15 protein-coding genes are annotated in these 16,400 nt (G+C 43.9%); 8 read left to right on the top strand and 7 right to left on the bottom strand.

Going from position 1 to position 16,400, the window contains the following annotated elements; genetic code table 11:
• Positions 1–63 precede the first annotated feature (63 nt).
• The 6 genes from AB4351_RS07660 (at position 64) to AB4351_RS07635 (ending at position 6,312) form a co-directional block, all read left to right on the top strand.
• A complete protein-coding gene (locus AB4351_RS07660) occupies positions 64–1,395 on the top strand; it encodes a D-serine ammonia-lyase (protein WP_372125559.1) in 1,332 nt (443 codons plus the stop codon).
• A 254-nt stretch (positions 1,396–1,649) separates the two neighbouring features.
• Positions 1,650–2,450, top strand: a complete 801-nt coding sequence (locus AB4351_RS07655) for a hypothetical protein (RefSeq protein ID WP_372125557.1) — start codon at positions 1,650–1,652, stop codon at positions 2,448–2,450.
• Between the two features lie 226 nt (positions 2,451–2,676).
• Positions 2,677–3,138 (top strand): hypothetical protein, encoded by a 462-nt coding sequence (locus tag AB4351_RS07650; protein ID WP_372125555.1) that lies wholly within the window; start codon positions 2,677–2,679, stop codon positions 3,136–3,138.
• 356 nt (positions 3,139–3,494) lie between these two features.
• A complete protein-coding gene (locus tag AB4351_RS07645) occupies positions 3,495–4,358 on the top strand; it encodes a delta-class carbonic anhydrase (protein WP_017072180.1) in 864 nt (287 codons plus the stop codon).
• Positions 4,359–4,593: 235 nt separating this feature from the next.
• Entirely contained in the window at positions 4,594–5,220 is a 627-nt protein-coding gene (locus AB4351_RS07640; RefSeq protein WP_371721820.1) for a LysE family translocator, read from the top strand.
• A 141-nt stretch (positions 5,221–5,361) separates the two neighbouring features.
• On the top strand, positions 5,362–6,312 hold the full coding sequence (locus tag AB4351_RS07635) for a LysR family transcriptional regulator (RefSeq protein WP_108180379.1): 951 nt from the start codon (positions 5,362–5,364) through the stop codon (positions 6,310–6,312).
• A 44-nt stretch (positions 6,313–6,356) separates the two neighbouring features.
• Here AB4351_RS07635 and AB4351_RS07630 read toward each other — a convergent pair whose 3' ends face one another.
• Genes AB4351_RS07630 through AB4351_RS07600 form a run of 7 tightly spaced genes read right to left on the bottom strand, consistent with a single transcriptional unit; the run spans position 6,357 to position 12,898 of the window.
• Positions 6,357–7,733 (bottom strand): BatD family protein, encoded by a 1,377-nt coding sequence (locus AB4351_RS07630; RefSeq protein ID WP_372125552.1) that lies wholly within the window; start codon positions 7,731–7,733, stop codon positions 6,357–6,359.
• Positions 7,720–8,439 carry a hypothetical protein gene (locus AB4351_RS07625; RefSeq protein WP_102453650.1) on the bottom strand — a complete coding sequence of 240 codons (720 nt, stop codon included), beginning with the start codon at positions 8,437–8,439 and terminating at the stop codon, positions 7,720–7,722. The genes AB4351_RS07630 and AB4351_RS07625 overlap by 14 nt, the downstream gene beginning before the upstream one ends.
• A complete protein-coding gene (locus AB4351_RS07620; RefSeq protein ID WP_108099116.1) occupies positions 8,433–9,413 on the bottom strand; it encodes a VWA domain-containing protein in 981 nt (326 codons plus the stop codon). Before AB4351_RS07620 ends, AB4351_RS07625 begins: the two co-directional genes overlap by 7 nt.
• Positions 9,406–10,431, bottom strand: a complete 1,026-nt coding sequence (locus AB4351_RS07615; protein ID WP_372125549.1) for a VWA domain-containing protein — start codon at positions 10,429–10,431, stop codon at positions 9,406–9,408. The genes AB4351_RS07620 and AB4351_RS07615 overlap by 8 nt, the downstream gene beginning before the upstream one ends.
• Positions 10,424–10,963 (bottom strand): DUF4381 domain-containing protein, encoded by a 540-nt coding sequence (locus tag AB4351_RS07610; RefSeq protein ID WP_108155940.1) that lies wholly within the window; start codon positions 10,961–10,963, stop codon positions 10,424–10,426. The genes AB4351_RS07615 and AB4351_RS07610 overlap by 8 nt, the downstream gene beginning before the upstream one ends.
• 19 nt (positions 10,964–10,982) lie before the next feature.
• The gene (locus tag AB4351_RS07605) at positions 10,983–11,915 is read right to left on the bottom strand and encodes a DUF58 domain-containing protein (protein ID WP_050648640.1); all 933 of its coding nucleotides are present in this window, start codon (positions 11,913–11,915) and stop codon (positions 10,983–10,985) included.
• 14 nt (positions 11,916–11,929) lie between these two features.
• The gene (locus AB4351_RS07600; protein ID WP_076645339.1) at positions 11,930–12,898 is read right to left on the bottom strand and encodes a MoxR family ATPase; all 969 of its coding nucleotides are present in this window, start codon (positions 12,896–12,898) and stop codon (positions 11,930–11,932) included.
• 403 nt (positions 12,899–13,301) lie between these two features.
• Here AB4351_RS07600 and AB4351_RS07595 point away from each other — a divergent pair, with 403 nt between their 5' ends.
• Together AB4351_RS07595 and AB4351_RS07590 are read left to right on the top strand one after the other, a co-directional pair.
• Positions 13,302–14,357, top strand: coding sequence for a DUF1254 domain-containing protein (locus AB4351_RS07595; RefSeq protein WP_372125547.1), 1,056 nt, complete (start codon positions 13,302–13,304; stop codon positions 14,355–14,357).
• A gap of 418 nt (positions 14,358–14,775) precedes the next feature.
• The gene (locus AB4351_RS07590) at positions 14,776–16,302 is read left to right on the top strand and encodes a methyl-accepting chemotaxis protein (protein ID WP_229649685.1); all 1,527 of its coding nucleotides are present in this window, start codon (positions 14,776–14,778) and stop codon (positions 16,300–16,302) included.
• Positions 16,303–16,400: the final 98 nt, after the last annotated feature.

The following is a 16,400-nucleotide window of genomic DNA, read 5'->3' as shown; positions in this document are numbered from 1 at the left end:
GTTTAAATAGGTTTACTAATGATTGAACCTGCGCAGTACGCGCTTAGCCAGAAAAGGTCACCCATGACTGTATTAAATATCGACAAGCTCATCTCGGACTTCCCACTGCTTCAACAATTGATTGCATTGGAAGAAGTGGTTTGGTTTAACCCAAATGTGACGACTCTGGAGCGCGGTTTGCCTTATGTGGGTTTAGGCGAACAAGATATTCATGATGCGAGTTTGAGGTTACAAAGGTTTGCCCCTTATCTGGTGAAGGCATTCCCTGAAATTCATGTGACGAATGGCATCATCGAATCTGAGCTTATCGATATCCCTGCAATGAAGTTAGCATTAGAAACTCATTATCGGCAGCCAATAAAAGGGCGTTTGATGATGAAGAAAGACAGCCATTTACCGATTTCCGGTTCAATCAAAGCGCGCGGTGGTATCTATGAAGTACTAACGCATGCCGAAAAGCTTGCGATTGAAGCGGGGTTACTGTGTGAGAGCGATGACTACAGCAAGTTGCTCGAACCTGAATTCCGTGACTTCTTCCAACAATACAGCATTGCGGTAGGTTCAACGGGTAACCTAGGCATGTCGATCGGTATCATGAGTGCCAAGCTAGGTTTTACAGTGTCTGTTCATATGTCGGCAGATGCGAGAGCTTGGAAGAAAAGTAAACTGCGAGAGCACGGTGTTAACGTGGTCGAGTATCAACAAGACTATGGCGTTGCGGTAGAACAAGGACGTAAAGAAGCGGAGCAAGACCCACGCTGCTTCTTTATAGATGATGAAAACTCACAAACACTGTTCCTTGGTTACTCTGTGGCTGGAGAAAGGCTTAAGAAGCAATTCGAGCAACAGGGGATTGTGGTTAATGAACAGCATCCTTTGTTTGTTTACTTGCCATGTGGTGTGGGTGGCGGCCCCGGTGGTGTTGCATTTGGATTGAAGATGGCTTTTGGTGATCACGTGCACTGTATTTTTGCTGAGCCGACCCATTCGCCTTGCATGTTGCTCGGTGTTCATACGGGATTGCATGATGAGATTGCGGTGCAAGATCTTGGTATCGATAACCTCACCGCCGCAGACGGTTTGGCGGTGGGTCGAGCTTCAGGTTTCGTGGGTCGCGCTATGGAGCGCTTGCTTGATGGTTATTACACATTAACCGATGAACGTATGTATCAATTGCTAGGCGAACTGAACCAAGTGGAGGGTATTCAACTTGAACCTTCAGCATTAGCGGGTATGCCAGGTGTGATTCATGTTGAGCAGAATAGAGAATATCTTGATCGCCTAAAAATTGATGAGTCGACGCTAGCGAATGCAACGCATCTTGTGTGGGCGACTGGCGGAGGCATGGTGCCACCACAAGAAATGGCAGCTTACTTAGCGAAGTCATCGGTTTAACCCTAAAGATTTTATAGGCTAAGATTTTTTAAAATATATGCTGTTAAAAAGATCAGCGGTTAAAAAGGTAAGTCATGATAGAAGAGTGTTGTTTATCGGTTGAACGCACTCTTTTTTACTCCGAAATCCTGTTGTTATTCAAACAATAACTTGCGCAGATCGTTATCCAAAACACATATTTTATAAATTAAGCTTCTTAGATGTTCTAACTATCAGTTAGGTTGAGTGGCATTCAACTTGATAGGGGTTTAGCAATGCAAACGGATAAAGTGATGCAGACAAGACATATAAACACACCAGAAAAATTACTACAGCGTTTAGATGCGATTGGGGAGTCTTTGGAAGCATCGGGTAAGGCTCATGCTTTACTGGGATTGGGCTCGGTAGGTATTGAAACAGAACGACTTGATCAGTATTCAGATGTCGATTTTTTCGCGATAGTACAAACGGGGCATAAGCAGTATTTCTTAGACAGCTTGCATTGGCTATCTGATATTCACCCAATCGACTACGCGGTGAGAAACACCGTCGATGGCTATAAAGTCTTATACGCTGACGGAATCTTTTGCGAATTTGCGGTGTTTGAATCCCACGAGTTAGCGCATATTCCATTTGCTGAAGGGCGCATTGTTTGGCAGCAACCTGAATTTGATACTCAGTGCTGTATCCCACCAGTAAAAGGGGAGGCACACGCAAACTCCCAAGAGTGGATCATTGGTGAGGCACTAACCAATCTTTATGTGGGTATGTCTCGTTATAACCGAGGCGAAAAGCTATCGGGCAGTCGGTTCGTTCAATCTTACGCACTCGATCGTTTGATTGATCTTGTGGATCAAACTGAACAATCTGAGCCTGAATTCGTTGATGAATTTATGTCGGATAGAAGGCTAGAAGCACGCTTCCCTAAGTTTGCCCAATTGCTACCAACCTTTACCCAAGGCTACGAGCGCACCGCTGAATCGGCACTTGCCCAACTAGCATTCCTCAACACCCACTTCGCAGTCAACCAAGCCATGTGTGACCGAATCTCTGAACTGTGTTCCAGTAAAGATTAAGCTTATAGCGTGTGAATCCCCAAGCCTAACTGACACCACCTTTCAGATGATAAGCGGCGGGCAACCTAATTGAGCTCTCGAATTATTATTCTTAAGCACTAAACCCGTACGCTTTTGTTTACTCTTCAAGACCGTGACTGTTCGTGTTTACTCCGCTTATCACTGGATGTCGTCAGCCAAATAAAATACAATCGAACAATGTTTTATTAATTCGTGCTTTATCATTATGATGAGAAACTTACTCATATTCATCGTTAGCCTGTTCTTCTTAACAGCCTGTTCTTCAACGAGTAATCATCAGCTAGACGACGAGACATTGAGCAACGAAGACGCTATGTCGAAAAGTATAGAGGGAGAGAGTAATCTCGAGACTTCAAAGGATACAAACGCTGAGACCAGCGTTGATTCTTCCCATGATTCAATCGTTAATCATCAACCACTCACTAACCTTGATTCAAATAAAGACACGATAGCTCACGCCAATGCAGAGCCAGAATCAGTGGAGCCCCCTCAAATAGAAGCGACAGAAACAACTGAAAGCGATGCTAAGAGTGGCGGTGAAAAAGGCATCGGAAGCTATTTTATTCGTCATAATAAACCGACTAAGACGGTGATTAAATCACTAGAGGGCGTGACAGATGCATTGAACGTCATGACGTTTGGGATATTTGCCACCGGTAACGGTTAAATCGTTAACCTAGAACGACAACCTAATAGATAGAATGAAACGTGAAGGCGAGCCAGATGGTTCGCCTTTTTTGGTCTTCTAAATCTGGCCACCATTCTTCCTAAGAATCGTGTTCACTTATCTGAGCGCTGAGTCAGGCGACGGTTAACGAAAATAGGAATTATTAGTTCTGGAAGGGAGTCGCCGAATTTACCCTGTTTGACTTGTTATATGCATCAAGGGTTCTAATACTCATCCCAAAGTAAGCAATGAAATCTAATCTTACAAAGACAACTCTTATATTCACTTACGAGCATAGTAAGATGTTTGCTGTTAAGTAGGTTTAGGTTTAGTTATCAATATTCTAGGGAAGAAAAATGAAGAATAAGAGTGTGTTTTTAAGTGCCGCATTGGTGATGTTGTCAGCTCATGCAAATGCATCAGATGCGAACCATGAGTCTGTATCAGATGGAGTTATCGCAGAACAAAGAGCGAAGCTTTCTGAAAATACCCAAGGACAAGGTTTTGGACCGCAAGCTCCACGAGATTTGGGTTCATTAGAAGGTAAAAATACTAGGCTGTTCTCGGATGCCCCTGATTCAACAGCGATGAACTTATGTAATATTCACTTCCATAAAAATGCTGAGCATAAAGGTGGAGAGTTTACTCAATACGCTGGTAACGGTGATGGTAAGGGATTCCAGAGTGGCTTTAAATACACAGGCAAGCTGAGTTCTGCTGAGCTGAAACCATTTGAGGGCAAGGTTTGTCCGAGCGAGCATGGTTCTTTGCATTCGGGTGACACCATTGAAGTTCACTATGTTTATTCAACGGCGCAAGTTGAACCGGGTGAAACACTGGGTGCTTGTTTTAACGATGCGATTACCAACCCGCAACTGCGTGTAGAAACCCAAGTTTACGTATTAGTGAATGACGACAAAGCACCCGACTTTGAAGCGCTCGCTAAACATTCAAAAGTGAACGGCTTACACCAAGCACCAAACATCCCACAAGATACGGGCTCAGCGATCCAATACGCAGGCTCTACAACGGGTCCTGGTTATAATGAGCAAGGTTCACCTTTCCAAGTAACATGGAGCGTTAGACCACAAGTCGCGAAAGTAAATATCGCGACAGTAGGTAGCTGGTGTGAAGGCAATGACTTTAACGAAGATCACGCCCACGGTGTGAGAAACTTGGTGGTTAACCCTGAGCTGTTATCACCTATTCGTAATGACTAAACGGTTCTGACGAATAAAATGATCAAGGCGAGCCAATAGGTTCGCCTTTTTTATGCCCTAACGAAAAGCACTTAGGTTTTAGGTTTAATTAAGTCTGGTGGGTAAATTACGTGCGACACTTATTCAAAACATGAGTTGTGTAAATAGAACTTAGTCAAAAACGTTCTTTACCAGAATCGAAGCTCCATGATACGTTCATGATCAATTATGTTGGGTTATAGAAAAGGACAGTCCAATGTCATTAGAAAGTGCGATTACATTCTTTATTGCCATGTTTGTATTTGGTATTACTCCGGGGCCTGGCGTCTTTGCCATTTTAGCTCGTGCTATGGTTCAAGGATGGCGAAAGTGCGTCACGCTTTCGTTAGGTATGATATGCAGTGATCTTATTTACCTTGCGCTTGCCTGTTTCGGTCTAGCAACGATTGCCGAGAATTGGTCGATTGCGTTTGAGGTGATTCGCTACGTTGGTGCAGCTTATTTGATTTACTTGGGCTATAAGATGTTTAAGATCTTACCTGAAGTGCAAGGCTCAGCTGAACTCGCCGCCAAACAGAGTCAGAAATCCGAACTCGCGAGTTTCGCGCAAGGCTTTTTGATTTCAGCATCAAACCCTAAAGTGATTCTGTTTTATATTTCGTTCTTGCCGACTTTCATTGATTTGACGGTTTTACGCTCACAAGATATCGTCTTGGTTTCCGTTTTAGCATTTGTTGCTTTGATGTCTGGTGTAATGCTGATTGCGATGGGTGCGGGCAGAATGGCGAGTTTACTTAAAACGCCACGCGCACATAAAAGACTAAATCAAAGTGCTGGTGGAATAATGATTGCTGCTGGCTCATATTTGGCGATCAATCGATAAATACGAATCTTTAAACAAAAAGGCGAACCGATGGGTTCGCCTTTTTAGTTGGATATAAATGCCATCGTTTAAACAGAGACTTGTTTGTTAGTCACAATGGTGCAATTATTTAAGGAGTGATATTACTCAGATGCATGTCTTATGATGACTATCGAACAACAGCTTTCTCGGCTGGATCTAAACTTATTGGTGTCGTTAAGTGTTTTAATCAAAGAGAGGAACGTAACGCGAGCTGCCAATACCTTGTATCTGTCTCAGCCTGCGATGAGTCGTACCTTAAGTCGCTTGCGAGAGTTGTTTGATGACCCACTGTTCTATCGAGAGTCTAATGGCTTAGTGCCCACGCAAAAAGCGCTAGAGCTACAAGCACCTTTAGAAGAGTTGCTATTGGCTATGCGAAGCCTAGTAACGAAATCTGCGTTTGATCCTGCTGAATGTGTTCAAACCTTTGTTGTCTCTGTACCGCCATTAATGAGTCGGATGCTTTCTGTTCCCCTTGCTGAACGCTTCATGCACGATGCTCCAAACGCCAGTCTTATCGAATATCCCATTGCGAAAACGCCCACCAGTCAACTGCTGTCACGAGATGTAGATTTTACTATTCACATCGAAGCCCCTAGCAATCCAATCGAATTTCCATACGTGAGTCTTGGGCAGATCTATCCGGTATTTTATGTTTCTGAACATCACCCTTTAGCGAAAGCGAAAAATGTCACACTTGAGCAGTGCCTCGAATCTCGTTTTGTTGACCTCACGCTCGATATTCGCTCGAATTACGGGCTGCAACACCCTGTAGACACTTACTTAGTTAAGAATGGAATGCAGAGAGATATTGCCTTTAAAAGCGGACAGCTTCTTACGCTGGTGGAAGTGATGCAGAGTTCGGATACAATTTTGGTTGCGACCCACAAATTGACGGAGCTAGAGGGAATAGGCGACAAGATAGTGCCGATATTCTCTCTAGATAATGTTCCCGAATTAATGTTCGAACTGTTTTTGATTGAGCATAAGAGAACCGTTACCAGCCCAGCACACCAATGGTTTAAGAACTTAGTCGTGTCCGTGATTGAAGACGTTGTTTGTGAAAGTTGAGCCCAACGTCTGTGTTAACCCTCGGCCTAAGTTAAGTTCACCGCTTAGTTCAGATTCCAATTAAACCTAAAAGGTGTTCTTCGGGTTTTGGGTGAGTCATTGATGGCTTTTAACAGTGTTTTTGCTTCTGCTAGCGAAACTGAGAGGGAAGCTGAAACCGAGCCTTCAGTATTTTTTGCGTAGCCAAGCTTCAATAACTTCTTCCATATGTCGTTTGATTCAGAATCTAGAGGCAGTTGAAGCGTGCCTTTCGACAAGGTTGTTCGCCCCGTAATTTCATAGATAGTTTGCACCGCTTTGCTGTACTGCTTTTCTTCAACGTGTCGACAGAATTGAATATTCAACTTTTTGGTATTCAATTGCTGGCGTGCGACAAAATAACGCTTTAAATCAATAAAATGCTTTCCGATTAGGCGAGCAATCGCAGCGAGGAATATTCCCGCAATGACCAAGTAATACCAATATTGGCTTAGCCAATTCGATAAGGTTTGAACCCCGTCGTTCGATCCTAAAGTGTTGCTTAGTGAGTCTAATAACTTTGCGTCACCGACTTGAAGCGTTTGCTGCTCTACAGTCAACGATTGCAGCTGTTTGGTCTTGGTGTTCCACCATGTCATGGTCTGTTTTGGTAAGACGATTTTCCCTTGTTCTTGAAGAATTAACGTTACCTGTTGTTTGAGTGTCGCGGTATTGCTTTTATTCAGGCGATTAAACACGTTTTCTTTGACTGCTGGTTTGCGATACAACTCAACGCCAGATATGTCCGGGATGCTGATCTCCGGTAGCAACATCATGTGTGAGTTTGCCACGCTCAATGTATACGTTGCAGTGACAGCGTGGCCAACTTCGAATTCGTCGGTTAACGGACGATCAGTTGATATTGAAAGCTCAGCATTTGGGCTAACAATCAACGCGTCTGCATCAATGTTGCTTATGGGCATTTTGGATGTAAAGTTAATGGGTTGCGATTGAATCACGCCCTCAACAACTGTTTCGCTGGTCAGCTCTACACTAACGGGAATCTTCAATTCAGGGACGGTAAACTCGCCAGCTTGCATTGGGTATAAGTAGTAACGTGCTTTTTGTGTAAACCACTTAATGCCTTCAATTGTGCGTGCTGAACGAGCAACTTTCTGCTCATCTTTCTTTACGACTGTGTTGGGTATATCTAAGTAAGGTAATACCAACTCTTCTTGAAAGGGGCGGGTACTCAATACTTCAACGTCGAGTGCGACTTGCTGTTTCACTGCGACATCTTGAGCTTTAATTTCAACATTCAGCTTCAACTCACCGTCACTGACGAGCTGGTCTAGATTAATAGCATTGGCAGGCATTGAAATTAAAAGCATCATCGCTGATAAGACAGCAAACCAATATTTCAGAAGGTCGAATGCTCGGACTGTCGATTTAGTTTTGTTCATTGCTGTATTCCTGCTGAAATTTTTGTCTTAGAAACTTAGATGGATTTTGTCTGACCTGTTTTAGCCAGACTTGGTCAGAGATCACCAGCTCCTTCTGACTCCCTTCTTTTGGTTCGTCGTCGACCAATTTCCTATCATCAATGACTTTTTCTGAATCTTGTTTTGTCGGTGGTGTGTTCTTGATCTTCTCTATCGCCGCTTCCACAACGGCTAGGTTGTTGGTCGCTTGTTCTAAATACTTTTCGTTGTTCAATAGTTTGTTGTAAAGCGCCGTGGCTTTATCAAATTGGGCTGTATGAGCGTAGCTGTTCGCGACGATAAATTTAGCGAAATCAGTCAGCGCTGCCGATTTGCCACCTTGTTTACTTACTTGTGTGCTTAATTGGTCAATCGCGCCAAGGAAATCACCAGATAAATAACGACTGTAGGCTTTCCATGTTGGATCATCGAACAGAGCGGCACTTTGCGCGTAGTTGCCTTGTTTGAACTCGACATAAGCGTGTTGATCGTTGGATAGCCAAAAATCAAAAAATGAGTGCTTATCGGCTATTCCCCAAATCAGATTTCCTGCAATAAGCACAAGCAACAAGTGCATTGGCTTAAGTTTGGATAACCAAGCTAAACGACTGGATTGGTTCGGAGTCGAAGAGGTTGGCTTCGTTAGATTACCGAACTTATGATTCACTACCTGTTTATTATTTACCACTGTAGCGTCCACCCTTTTCTAAACCACATCAATTGAATTGGCAGCAACAAGAACAGCAACCAATAGCCCGCGTCTAACCAAGGTAGGGCGTTATCGCTGACCGCAAACAGGTTGTTTTGAATGCCTTGATAAACCGCTTCTACATCGCTAGCGTCGTGAGTGAATGAAACCATGTTTCCATGACCTGCTTGCGCCAGTTGTGACAGTGAAGCGAGTTGAGTTTCTGTTAAACCTGCCGTGCCATTTCCGCCACTTTGTGGGTTTTCGCCCATCGCCCAAACGATCACTTGGTGTTGCTGTTGTTCAAACGCTTTAGTGAATTCTTCTATCGCTTGGTCATTGGTCTTGTCAGTCAGTATCAAAACCGTTGATGGTGCTTTTGCTTGTGAGATTAGCTCGAGTGTTGGCTTTAACACTGAAGCCGGTTTGCTCTCGTTATCTGGCAACAAGCTTCCATCCAATACATCGAGGAAGTATCGCGTTAACTCTTTGTCTTTGGTGACAGGCATAGCGACATGCGCACTGCCGCCGTATATGACTAAACCAGTTTTTGCGTCGCCGCGCAGTTCAACAAGCTGATTGATCTTCTGTTTAGCACGCTCTAATCGTGACGGCTGAATATCGGTTTTATTCATTGAATCAGAGACATCCAAGGCGATCACCAGCTCGGAATTGTCTTCAAAAAATGGTGAAGGTTGTTGCTGCCACGTTGGACCCGCCATAATGAGCGTGGCGAGAACCGCAAACACCAAAAACAATCGATTAGGAGAAACCATACGCGCTCGATTTTGGTTGAGAGACAGATGTTCCACCATGTTTTTAGACATCACAGGCTGCCACTGTGCGACCAAATCGTCTTGTTGAACGAGTGCGCGATAAAACAACACGAACGGGACCAGTGCTAACAACCATAATGGGCGTATGAAATGAAACTGGGTGATATCGCCACCAAACAATGTATTGAAATCAGTCATTGGTTAGCTCCTCTCTACGGCGAATAACGCGTTTTATTTCTTTTTTACGACGCAGATTTGCACCAAATACGATTAAGGCGGCGAGTAGGTTGCTCACCAGACATACGCCAAATGCATAGTGGTGCAAGCTGTGTTTCGGACGATGAGATAAAAGTTCGAACTCTTGCTGTTCTAGTTCGTCGATCGTTGCGTAAGCTTGTTCGAGTTGCTTTCGGTCCATGGCATGAAACATCTGCCCGCCAGTTGCGGCTGATACCTTCTCTAAAGTGGGAAGATCCATCTTGTAGCGACCTTTGGTACTCGGGTCACCAATTGCAATGGTGTAAATCTTCACGCCATATTTGGCGGCGATTTCCGCGGCTTTGACAGGAGGCATTTTCGAGCGGGTGTCATCACCATCGGTAAGCAGAATCATCACTCTTTGACGGCTCTGCTCTTGTTCGAATACGGCAATTGATAAGCCAATCGCATCACCAAAAGCGGTTTGAAATCCGGCATAGCCAAGTTCAACGTCTTCGAGCAGCGATTGCCATACGTTAATATCCTCAGTAAATGGCGCTTGAACATAAGCAGAGTCGGCAAACAAGATTAACCCTAAGCGGTCATGTTCTCGCTGGGCCGCGAACTCACGCAATACCTGCTTTGCAATCGTTAAACGGTCGTGTTTGTTGCCCTGTTTATCGGCAAAATCCTCTTCTGACATCGAACCTGACAGATCAAGTGCGACCATAATTTCACGAGCGGATTTCTTTTGTTCTATTGGTTCTCCCACCCACATCGGTTTAGCAATCGCGACGACTAAAGCGAGATAGCTGATAATGACTAATAGCCATTGCACTTTGCGACGGCTCATCTTGACCGCGGTTTCAGAGGGCTCTTGTGAAGACACGGCAATCAGGCGATCAAAAAAGGGCACTTGAATCGCGCTTTTTGACTCTTTGTAAACTGGCAATAACCAATACACGGCAAACGGTAAACAAAGTAATGTAAACGCTATCGGGTATTCAAATTCAATCATGTGACACCTCGTGATGTTTTATCCAAAGTGCAACGTTCTCCATGATGGCGTTTCGTTTTTCTCCCGTTAATGTCGCTGCTGAAGAGTAGGCGAGCTGAGCAAGTACGCCTGAGAGTTCTGATGTAGAGAACTCGGTTGAAAATTGACGCTTGGTGCAATGGTCGTCTAACCATTTTTCCCAATCTGTACCGGTTATAGGTGCGACCTCTGCGCGAGGAAAGGCGTACAATGCGGTTCTTCGTAGCAGTTGTGGTAGCTTTTGAAATGATGAAAACTCACCAGATTGAGCCTCTAAAGAGAGCTGCTCGAGTTCTACTAAAGCAGCGCGTCGGTATGTGTTTGCTAGGTACTTTTGAATAACTAAATAGACACGATATAAAGCGAAACAAAACAGCAACAAGAGTAGCCAGTACCAGCCTGGAGCATTCGGTAGCCACGAGATACTTTCTGGCAAAGAAGGCTCAGACAAAGAGGCCATTAATGGATTCACATTTTCTGGCTGTAAAGGCTCAAGCCCAGTGTTAGTCGTCATAGTCTGCATTCTCAGTTATTTAACTCGCGCCGAGTGCTTTTCTAAGCTGAACATCGGTTGGATCGACGGTGTTGAAAGGCAATACAGGGATTCGATATTTCTTCGCCACTGCCGTGAAATTATCAATGGCTTGAACCACGTCTTTGGCAAATGCATCGCGTAACTGTGCTTCTTGGCCTGATACGGATAATTGCAATTGCCCGTCACTGAGCACCATCTTATTAAGCGTGGCTAAATCATGCTCAAGAGGGTCGGTAACATGACACAACACCACATCGTTGTGCTGACAGAGCGCCTTGATTTGCTCTTCGCTACGCTCGTTATAGCCGTAGCCATCGGTAATCAAGATCACTAACCCATCATGCTTAACCAACCTCTGCGCTTGATGAAACAATTTAGCGAAGGAATTGGATTGGGTGTCTTGAGCCTTTCCCGCTTTGAGCTGCTGATTCTTACTCGCAATCTCATTGAGTATTTTGAGTACGTGATTTGCGCTGCGTTGCGGTGAAATAGGCAGAGCAGTGCTGTCGTTGTAAATAATGGCGCCCACACGATCGGTACTGTCTATGACTTTCCAGGCAATCAAAGCTGCGATTTCTGCAGCAACTACAGATTTCATTCGACCTGTACTGCCAAAGAACATGCTCGTGCGCTGATCGACCATGACATAAACGTTACGCTCGCGCTCTTCAGAGAATATTTTGACGTGTGGCTTGCCCGTTCTATTCGTCACTTTCCAATCCATGGTGCGAATATCGTCACCAATCTGATAGTGACGCATCTCTTCAAAGTTCAATCCTCGCCCACGTAGCTTCGAAACATGGCGACCTGTTAACGCACTGTTGATTGGCTGATTAGGTAGAAAGTCAAAGCCATGCGCCTTGTATTTCAACAATCGCAATGCCTTTAGATCGGTATAGATATCGGGATCAAGTGTTGGTTTCGTCTCCATGGTGACCTCTCGCGTTACGCTACTGCAACTTGAGACAAAATCTCATCGATGACTCTGTCTGAACTGACGCCTTCAGCCAATGCATCGTACGATAGAATCAGGCGGTGGCGCAGAACCCCATGAACCACGTTACGAACATCATCAGGGTCGACAAAGTCCTTACCGTTTAGCCATGCCATCGCTCGTGAACACTTGTCTAACGCGATGGTTGCACGCGGGCTTGAACCAACACCAATCCATTGTGAAAGGGGTGACTCTGGGTACAACTCTGGTTGTCTTGTTGCCACCACTATCGCGACAATGTATTTAAGAACCGCGTCGCTACAATGTATGTCGCGCAGTTGATCGCGAGCATCAAAAATACACTGCGGATCAATGGGGGCGGGCTTCTCAGTGCTTGGTTTTTCCTCACTGCGAACCATCTTAATGATCTGCTCTTCGGCATCCGCATCTGGATAATCGAGATTTATTTTCATGATAAATCTGTCCATTTGCGCTTCTGGCAGCGGATAAGTACCTTCTTGTTCAACCGGGTTTTGTGTCGCTAAAACCATGAATAGATCAGGAAGTTGGTAAGTCTTACCAGCTACAGTGATTTGACGCTCTTCCATTGCTTCCAACAATGCAGCTTGTACCTTTGCTGGGGAGCGGTTGATTTCATCGGCCAGTAATAGATTGTTGAAAACGGGGCCCGGTTGGAAGGTAAGCGTCGGTTTGCCGTCTACATCTTGATACACCTCTGTGCCTGTTACGTCCGAAGGCAACAAATCTGGAGTGAATTGAACACGACCAAGGTCAACTTGTAGGGCAGAAGCTAATGATTTGATAGAACGAGTCTTTGCTGTTCCGGGTAATCCTTCAAGCAGAACATTACCATTTGTAAGTAGTGCAACCAGTAATGTGTCAACCATATGTTGTTGGCCAATTACAGAGGATTCCATCTGCTGCTTTAGTTGGTTTATAGAGTCTAAAGTTGGGTTCATTTGCTTACCTATTGACTAATTAATCAAGTGAGATTCAGGTCACCAGATGGCGAAAAGATAAATATTGTTAGTTAAAGCAATTATTTAAATCACCTTTGCTAAGGGTAGTCGAAAATAATTTCGACATACGCGATCAACATATCTTTGTTAACGACTCACCTTGGAAATACTGAATTGCATGGTCTATAAATAGGCTACTGTATTGTTTGTATTTTAATCAAGAATAAAGGTTGATAAGTAACATTACTTCGCTGCATATCTCTTATACGGCGATGTCATTTGTGAATTTATGCTGCCTTGATAACATTGTTCACAAGTTGAGCGGTTAACGAACTAACTGTTCGAACAAAAACAAATGGACTATGTATTGATTTAGCGTTATCGATTTTATTAGAGGTCAACAATGAAAAAATTAGCATTAGTAGTTTTAGGTTTAAGCGCAGTTTCTCTTTCTTCTTACGCAGCTGAAGAAGTTTCAACTCTGACAGAGTTCTTCAATGCCGATGGTGAAGTGACTACCGTCGACAATTACGCGGTGTACGAAACGTCACGCCAATATTTGAAAAACCAAGAGCTTGTTGGCGTTAATAAATTCCTACACAAACGCGAGCTAACGCCAACTGATAAACAGCCTGTGGTTCGAATGAACCGAGACACATACTACTCAATGGCTGTGATTAACGTTTCGCAAGGCGCGACGATTACGCTACCTGAGATTCCTGAAGGTAAATACATGTCGATGGAGGTGATTACAGAAGACCACCGCATTCAGCCAATGCAATACGGTTCTGGTACGTTTGATCTTTCTACACACAGTGGTGACCACGTTTATGTCATCGTTCGTACCGATGCGACGTTCACCAAAGATGAAGTTCATAAAATCCAAGATCAGATGAGCATAGATGCAAAAGCAGATGGCGAATTCATGGCAATGCAAGTGGATGAGAAATCATTCGATGAGGTAGAGAAAAACCTTAAGATGGAAATGCCAAAACTACTGAAACGCGATGGTGCTCAGGCGACGTTTGGTATGTTTACCAGCCCTGAAGATGCTTCAAAAGAGATGTTTACCAAAGAGAAGTACGCGGTGGGTGCGGCTATCGGTTGGGGTGGCGCGCAGTTAGATGACAATATCTACGAAGTCTCTGGCAACTTCCCGGCAGACACTTGTCATCAAGCAACCTTTGATGATCCTAAGAACCAAGCGTTTTGGTCGGTAACGGTATACAACAAGCAAGGTTTCATGTTTGGTGAAGTGGCGAACGTAAGCTCAAACACGGCTGAGAAAAATGCAGACGGTACTTACACTGTAAGCTTTGGTTGTGGCGAAGATGCGGTGAACAACATCAAAACAGAGAACGATTCTGGTGTGTTTAACTTGGCTTTCCGCCATTACATTCCAAGCCAAAAAGTACGCGATGGATTCCGAGTGCTTCCTTATGTGAAAGTGATTAATTAAAACGATATAACTTAAACGGAATAGCTTAAAACGATATCGTAAAATATCGATTCAAGAAGCGCGTTATTGCCACCGGCAGTAACGCGCTTTTTTATTTATTCGATAGCAGTGTCTCTGGCCTATTGCTGTGTATTCACACGTGTTTGTCTAAGCGACTTCATTAGTTGTTGATCGGATTTCCCAGTGTAAACTCCGCGATATATACGCCATATGTTATGTAAGTGTGACTAACATACGCTTCTCATATAATTTAGCTAAAGTTATCGAGATTTTGACAGATAAAGGATTAGTGGGAGCTCTAACACGAGACAGAACGTGCGAGCTTTGGTTTCAGTTATTGAAACCTTCAGAGAATTTTTAACAAACTTGCGTCGAGACAACCTAAATGAAGAAAACAATCCTATTTGCCGTTTTTATTATGTTTGGCATTGCAGTCGCTGCGAGTATGGCGTCAACCTATTTCATTTCAAGCGAAAAAATCGATGAAATAATATTGAACAAATCTCAAGTTCAAGCTGAATTCTTGGCTGGAAATGCTGGGTATATCTTAGAGAATTCGGATAATCCAGTTAAAGATTTACAAAAGCTGGTGGGTGAGCTGAAACAGCGATCTGATGTCACTTATGCCATTGTTATTGATAGTAACGTAAGTGCTATTGCTCACAGCGATAAAAATAAACTTAATAAGGTTTACGAAGATAGCTATACAGTTAAAGGTGCAACCCAAGGCGTACAACAGTATTCAAAATGGTACGCTGATGTTCAAAAAGTATGGGTGTTTGACATCATGGCACCTATCTACGTCAACGGTGAGCTGTACGGCACCTTTGATATCGGCATTCCTATCACAGAGGTTAGCCAAGCAACGAACGGTATTATTAGCTACCAGCTCGCTTCAATGGTTTTCATTTTTGTTGTTTGTCTCGTTGTTCTATCACTTCTTCTTAGCAAACTGATGCAACCTCTCTTGGTATTGAAAAATACATTGCATGATATTTCTGAAGGCGATGGTGATCTATCAGTACGCTTGCCAATCAAAGGGAATGACGAAGTTGCTCAAATCTCATCGGCTTTCAATGTGTTCGTTGGCAAGGTGCACGAGATAATTACGCAAACAGTGAATACGGGTGTCGAATTAAATAAGACCGCTATTGGGCTTCGTGAACAGTCGCAGCAAGCATTGCAAAGAGGGCAAGAACAGAACGAACAAACCATGTTGGTCGTGACGTCTATGAATGAAATGATTGCCACGGTTAATGAAATTGCATCTAGCGCAGCTGGTGCTGCAAGTGCGGCAAACATGGCAGCGAGTGAAACTCAAGAAGGTCATAAGACGATTGAGAAGACCACGACTTCAATTTCGAACCTTGAAGCCGAAATGAATAGTGCTTCTGACATCATTGTGAGCCTTGCTGATAATACTCAGTCGATCGGTACTATTCTTGACGTTATTCGAGGTATCTCTGAGCAAACGAACTTACTGGCACTTAATGCTGCAATTGAAGCTGCCCGTGCTGGTGAAGCAGGTCGAGGCTTTGCGGTTGTTGCTGACGAAGTTCGTAACCTTGCGACAAAAACAGCACAGTCGACCGATGAAATTGACACTATGATCAACCAACTTCAAACCGAAGCTAAGAATGCTGTTAGCTCGATGAGTAATAGCAAGAACTTAATTGAAGAGGGTACGACTGAAACTGAAATGGCTCGCCAAGCTTTGGAAAAAATTTCCACGCAAGTTTTGGCTATTCTTGATATTAATACGCAAGTCGCAACGGCAACGGAGCAGCAGTCAGCGGTAGCGAATGAAATTAATATGAACATGGATACGGTTAATAGCTCAGTCAAAAACGGTTTGAGCGCAAGTGAGAAATTAGAGCAATCAAGCCAGCAGTTGGCAGAGTTGTCACAAGTTCTCGATCGTTATGTCGGTTCATTTAAAATCTAGGTTTCCCAACATACCTCTTTAAGAGATGTGTTGAGCCTCCAGTTATTTAATAGCGCTTATGTCATACATGAGCGCTATTTTTTGTGCGCCGAGCATGG

The organism is Vibrio sp. 10N.261.51.F11, from assembly GCF_041471665.1.
Lineage (GTDB): Bacteria > Pseudomonadota > Gammaproteobacteria > Enterobacterales > Vibrionaceae > Vibrio > Vibrio crassostreae_C.
The sequence above is the reverse complement of the archived record's forward strand: the minus strand, read 5'-3'. Positions and strand labels throughout refer to the sequence as shown.

What these genes read in the sequence shown, in the direction of transcription:
- AB4351_RS07650 (WP_372125555.1), top strand. Translation starts at nt 2,677, where the DNA reads ATGATGAGAAACTTACTCATATTCATCGTTAGCCTGTTCTTCTTAACA.
- AB4351_RS07655 (WP_372125557.1), top strand. Translation starts at nt 1,650, where the DNA reads ATGCAAACGGATAAAGTGATGCAGACAAGACATATAAACACACCAGAA.
- AB4351_RS07610 (WP_108155940.1), bottom strand. Translation starts at nt 10,963, where the DNA reads ATGACGACTAACACTGGGCTTGAGCCTTTACAGCCAGAAAATGTGAAT.
- AB4351_RS07605 (WP_050648640.1), bottom strand. Translation starts at nt 11,915, where the DNA reads ATGGAGACGAAACCAACACTTGATCCCGATATCTATACCGATCTAAAG.
- AB4351_RS07615 (WP_372125549.1), bottom strand. Translation starts at nt 10,431, where the DNA reads ATGATTGAATTTGAATACCCGATAGCGTTTACATTACTTTGTTTACCG.
- AB4351_RS07640 (WP_371721820.1), top strand. Translation starts at nt 4,594, where the DNA reads ATGTCATTAGAAAGTGCGATTACATTCTTTATTGCCATGTTTGTATTT.
- AB4351_RS07645 (WP_017072180.1), top strand. Translation starts at nt 3,495, where the DNA reads ATGAAGAATAAGAGTGTGTTTTTAAGTGCCGCATTGGTGATGTTGTCA.
- AB4351_RS07620 (WP_108099116.1), bottom strand. Translation starts at nt 9,413, where the DNA reads ATGACTGATTTCAATACATTGTTTGGTGGCGATATCACCCAGTTTCAT.
- AB4351_RS07660 (WP_372125559.1), top strand. Translation starts at nt 64, where the DNA reads ATGACTGTATTAAATATCGACAAGCTCATCTCGGACTTCCCACTGCTT.
- AB4351_RS07600 (WP_076645339.1), bottom strand. Translation starts at nt 12,898, where the DNA reads ATGAACCCAACTTTAGACTCTATAAACCAACTAAAGCAGCAGATGGAA.
- AB4351_RS07595 (WP_372125547.1), top strand. Translation starts at nt 13,302, where the DNA reads ATGAAAAAATTAGCATTAGTAGTTTTAGGTTTAAGCGCAGTTTCTCTT.
- AB4351_RS07590 (WP_229649685.1), top strand. Translation starts at nt 14,776, where the DNA reads ATGTTTGGCATTGCAGTCGCTGCGAGTATGGCGTCAACCTATTTCATT.
- AB4351_RS07635 (WP_108180379.1), top strand. Translation starts at nt 5,362, where the DNA reads ATGATGACTATCGAACAACAGCTTTCTCGGCTGGATCTAAACTTATTG.
- AB4351_RS07630 (WP_372125552.1), bottom strand. Translation starts at nt 7,733, where the DNA reads ATGAACAAAACTAAATCGACAGTCCGAGCATTCGACCTTCTGAAATAT.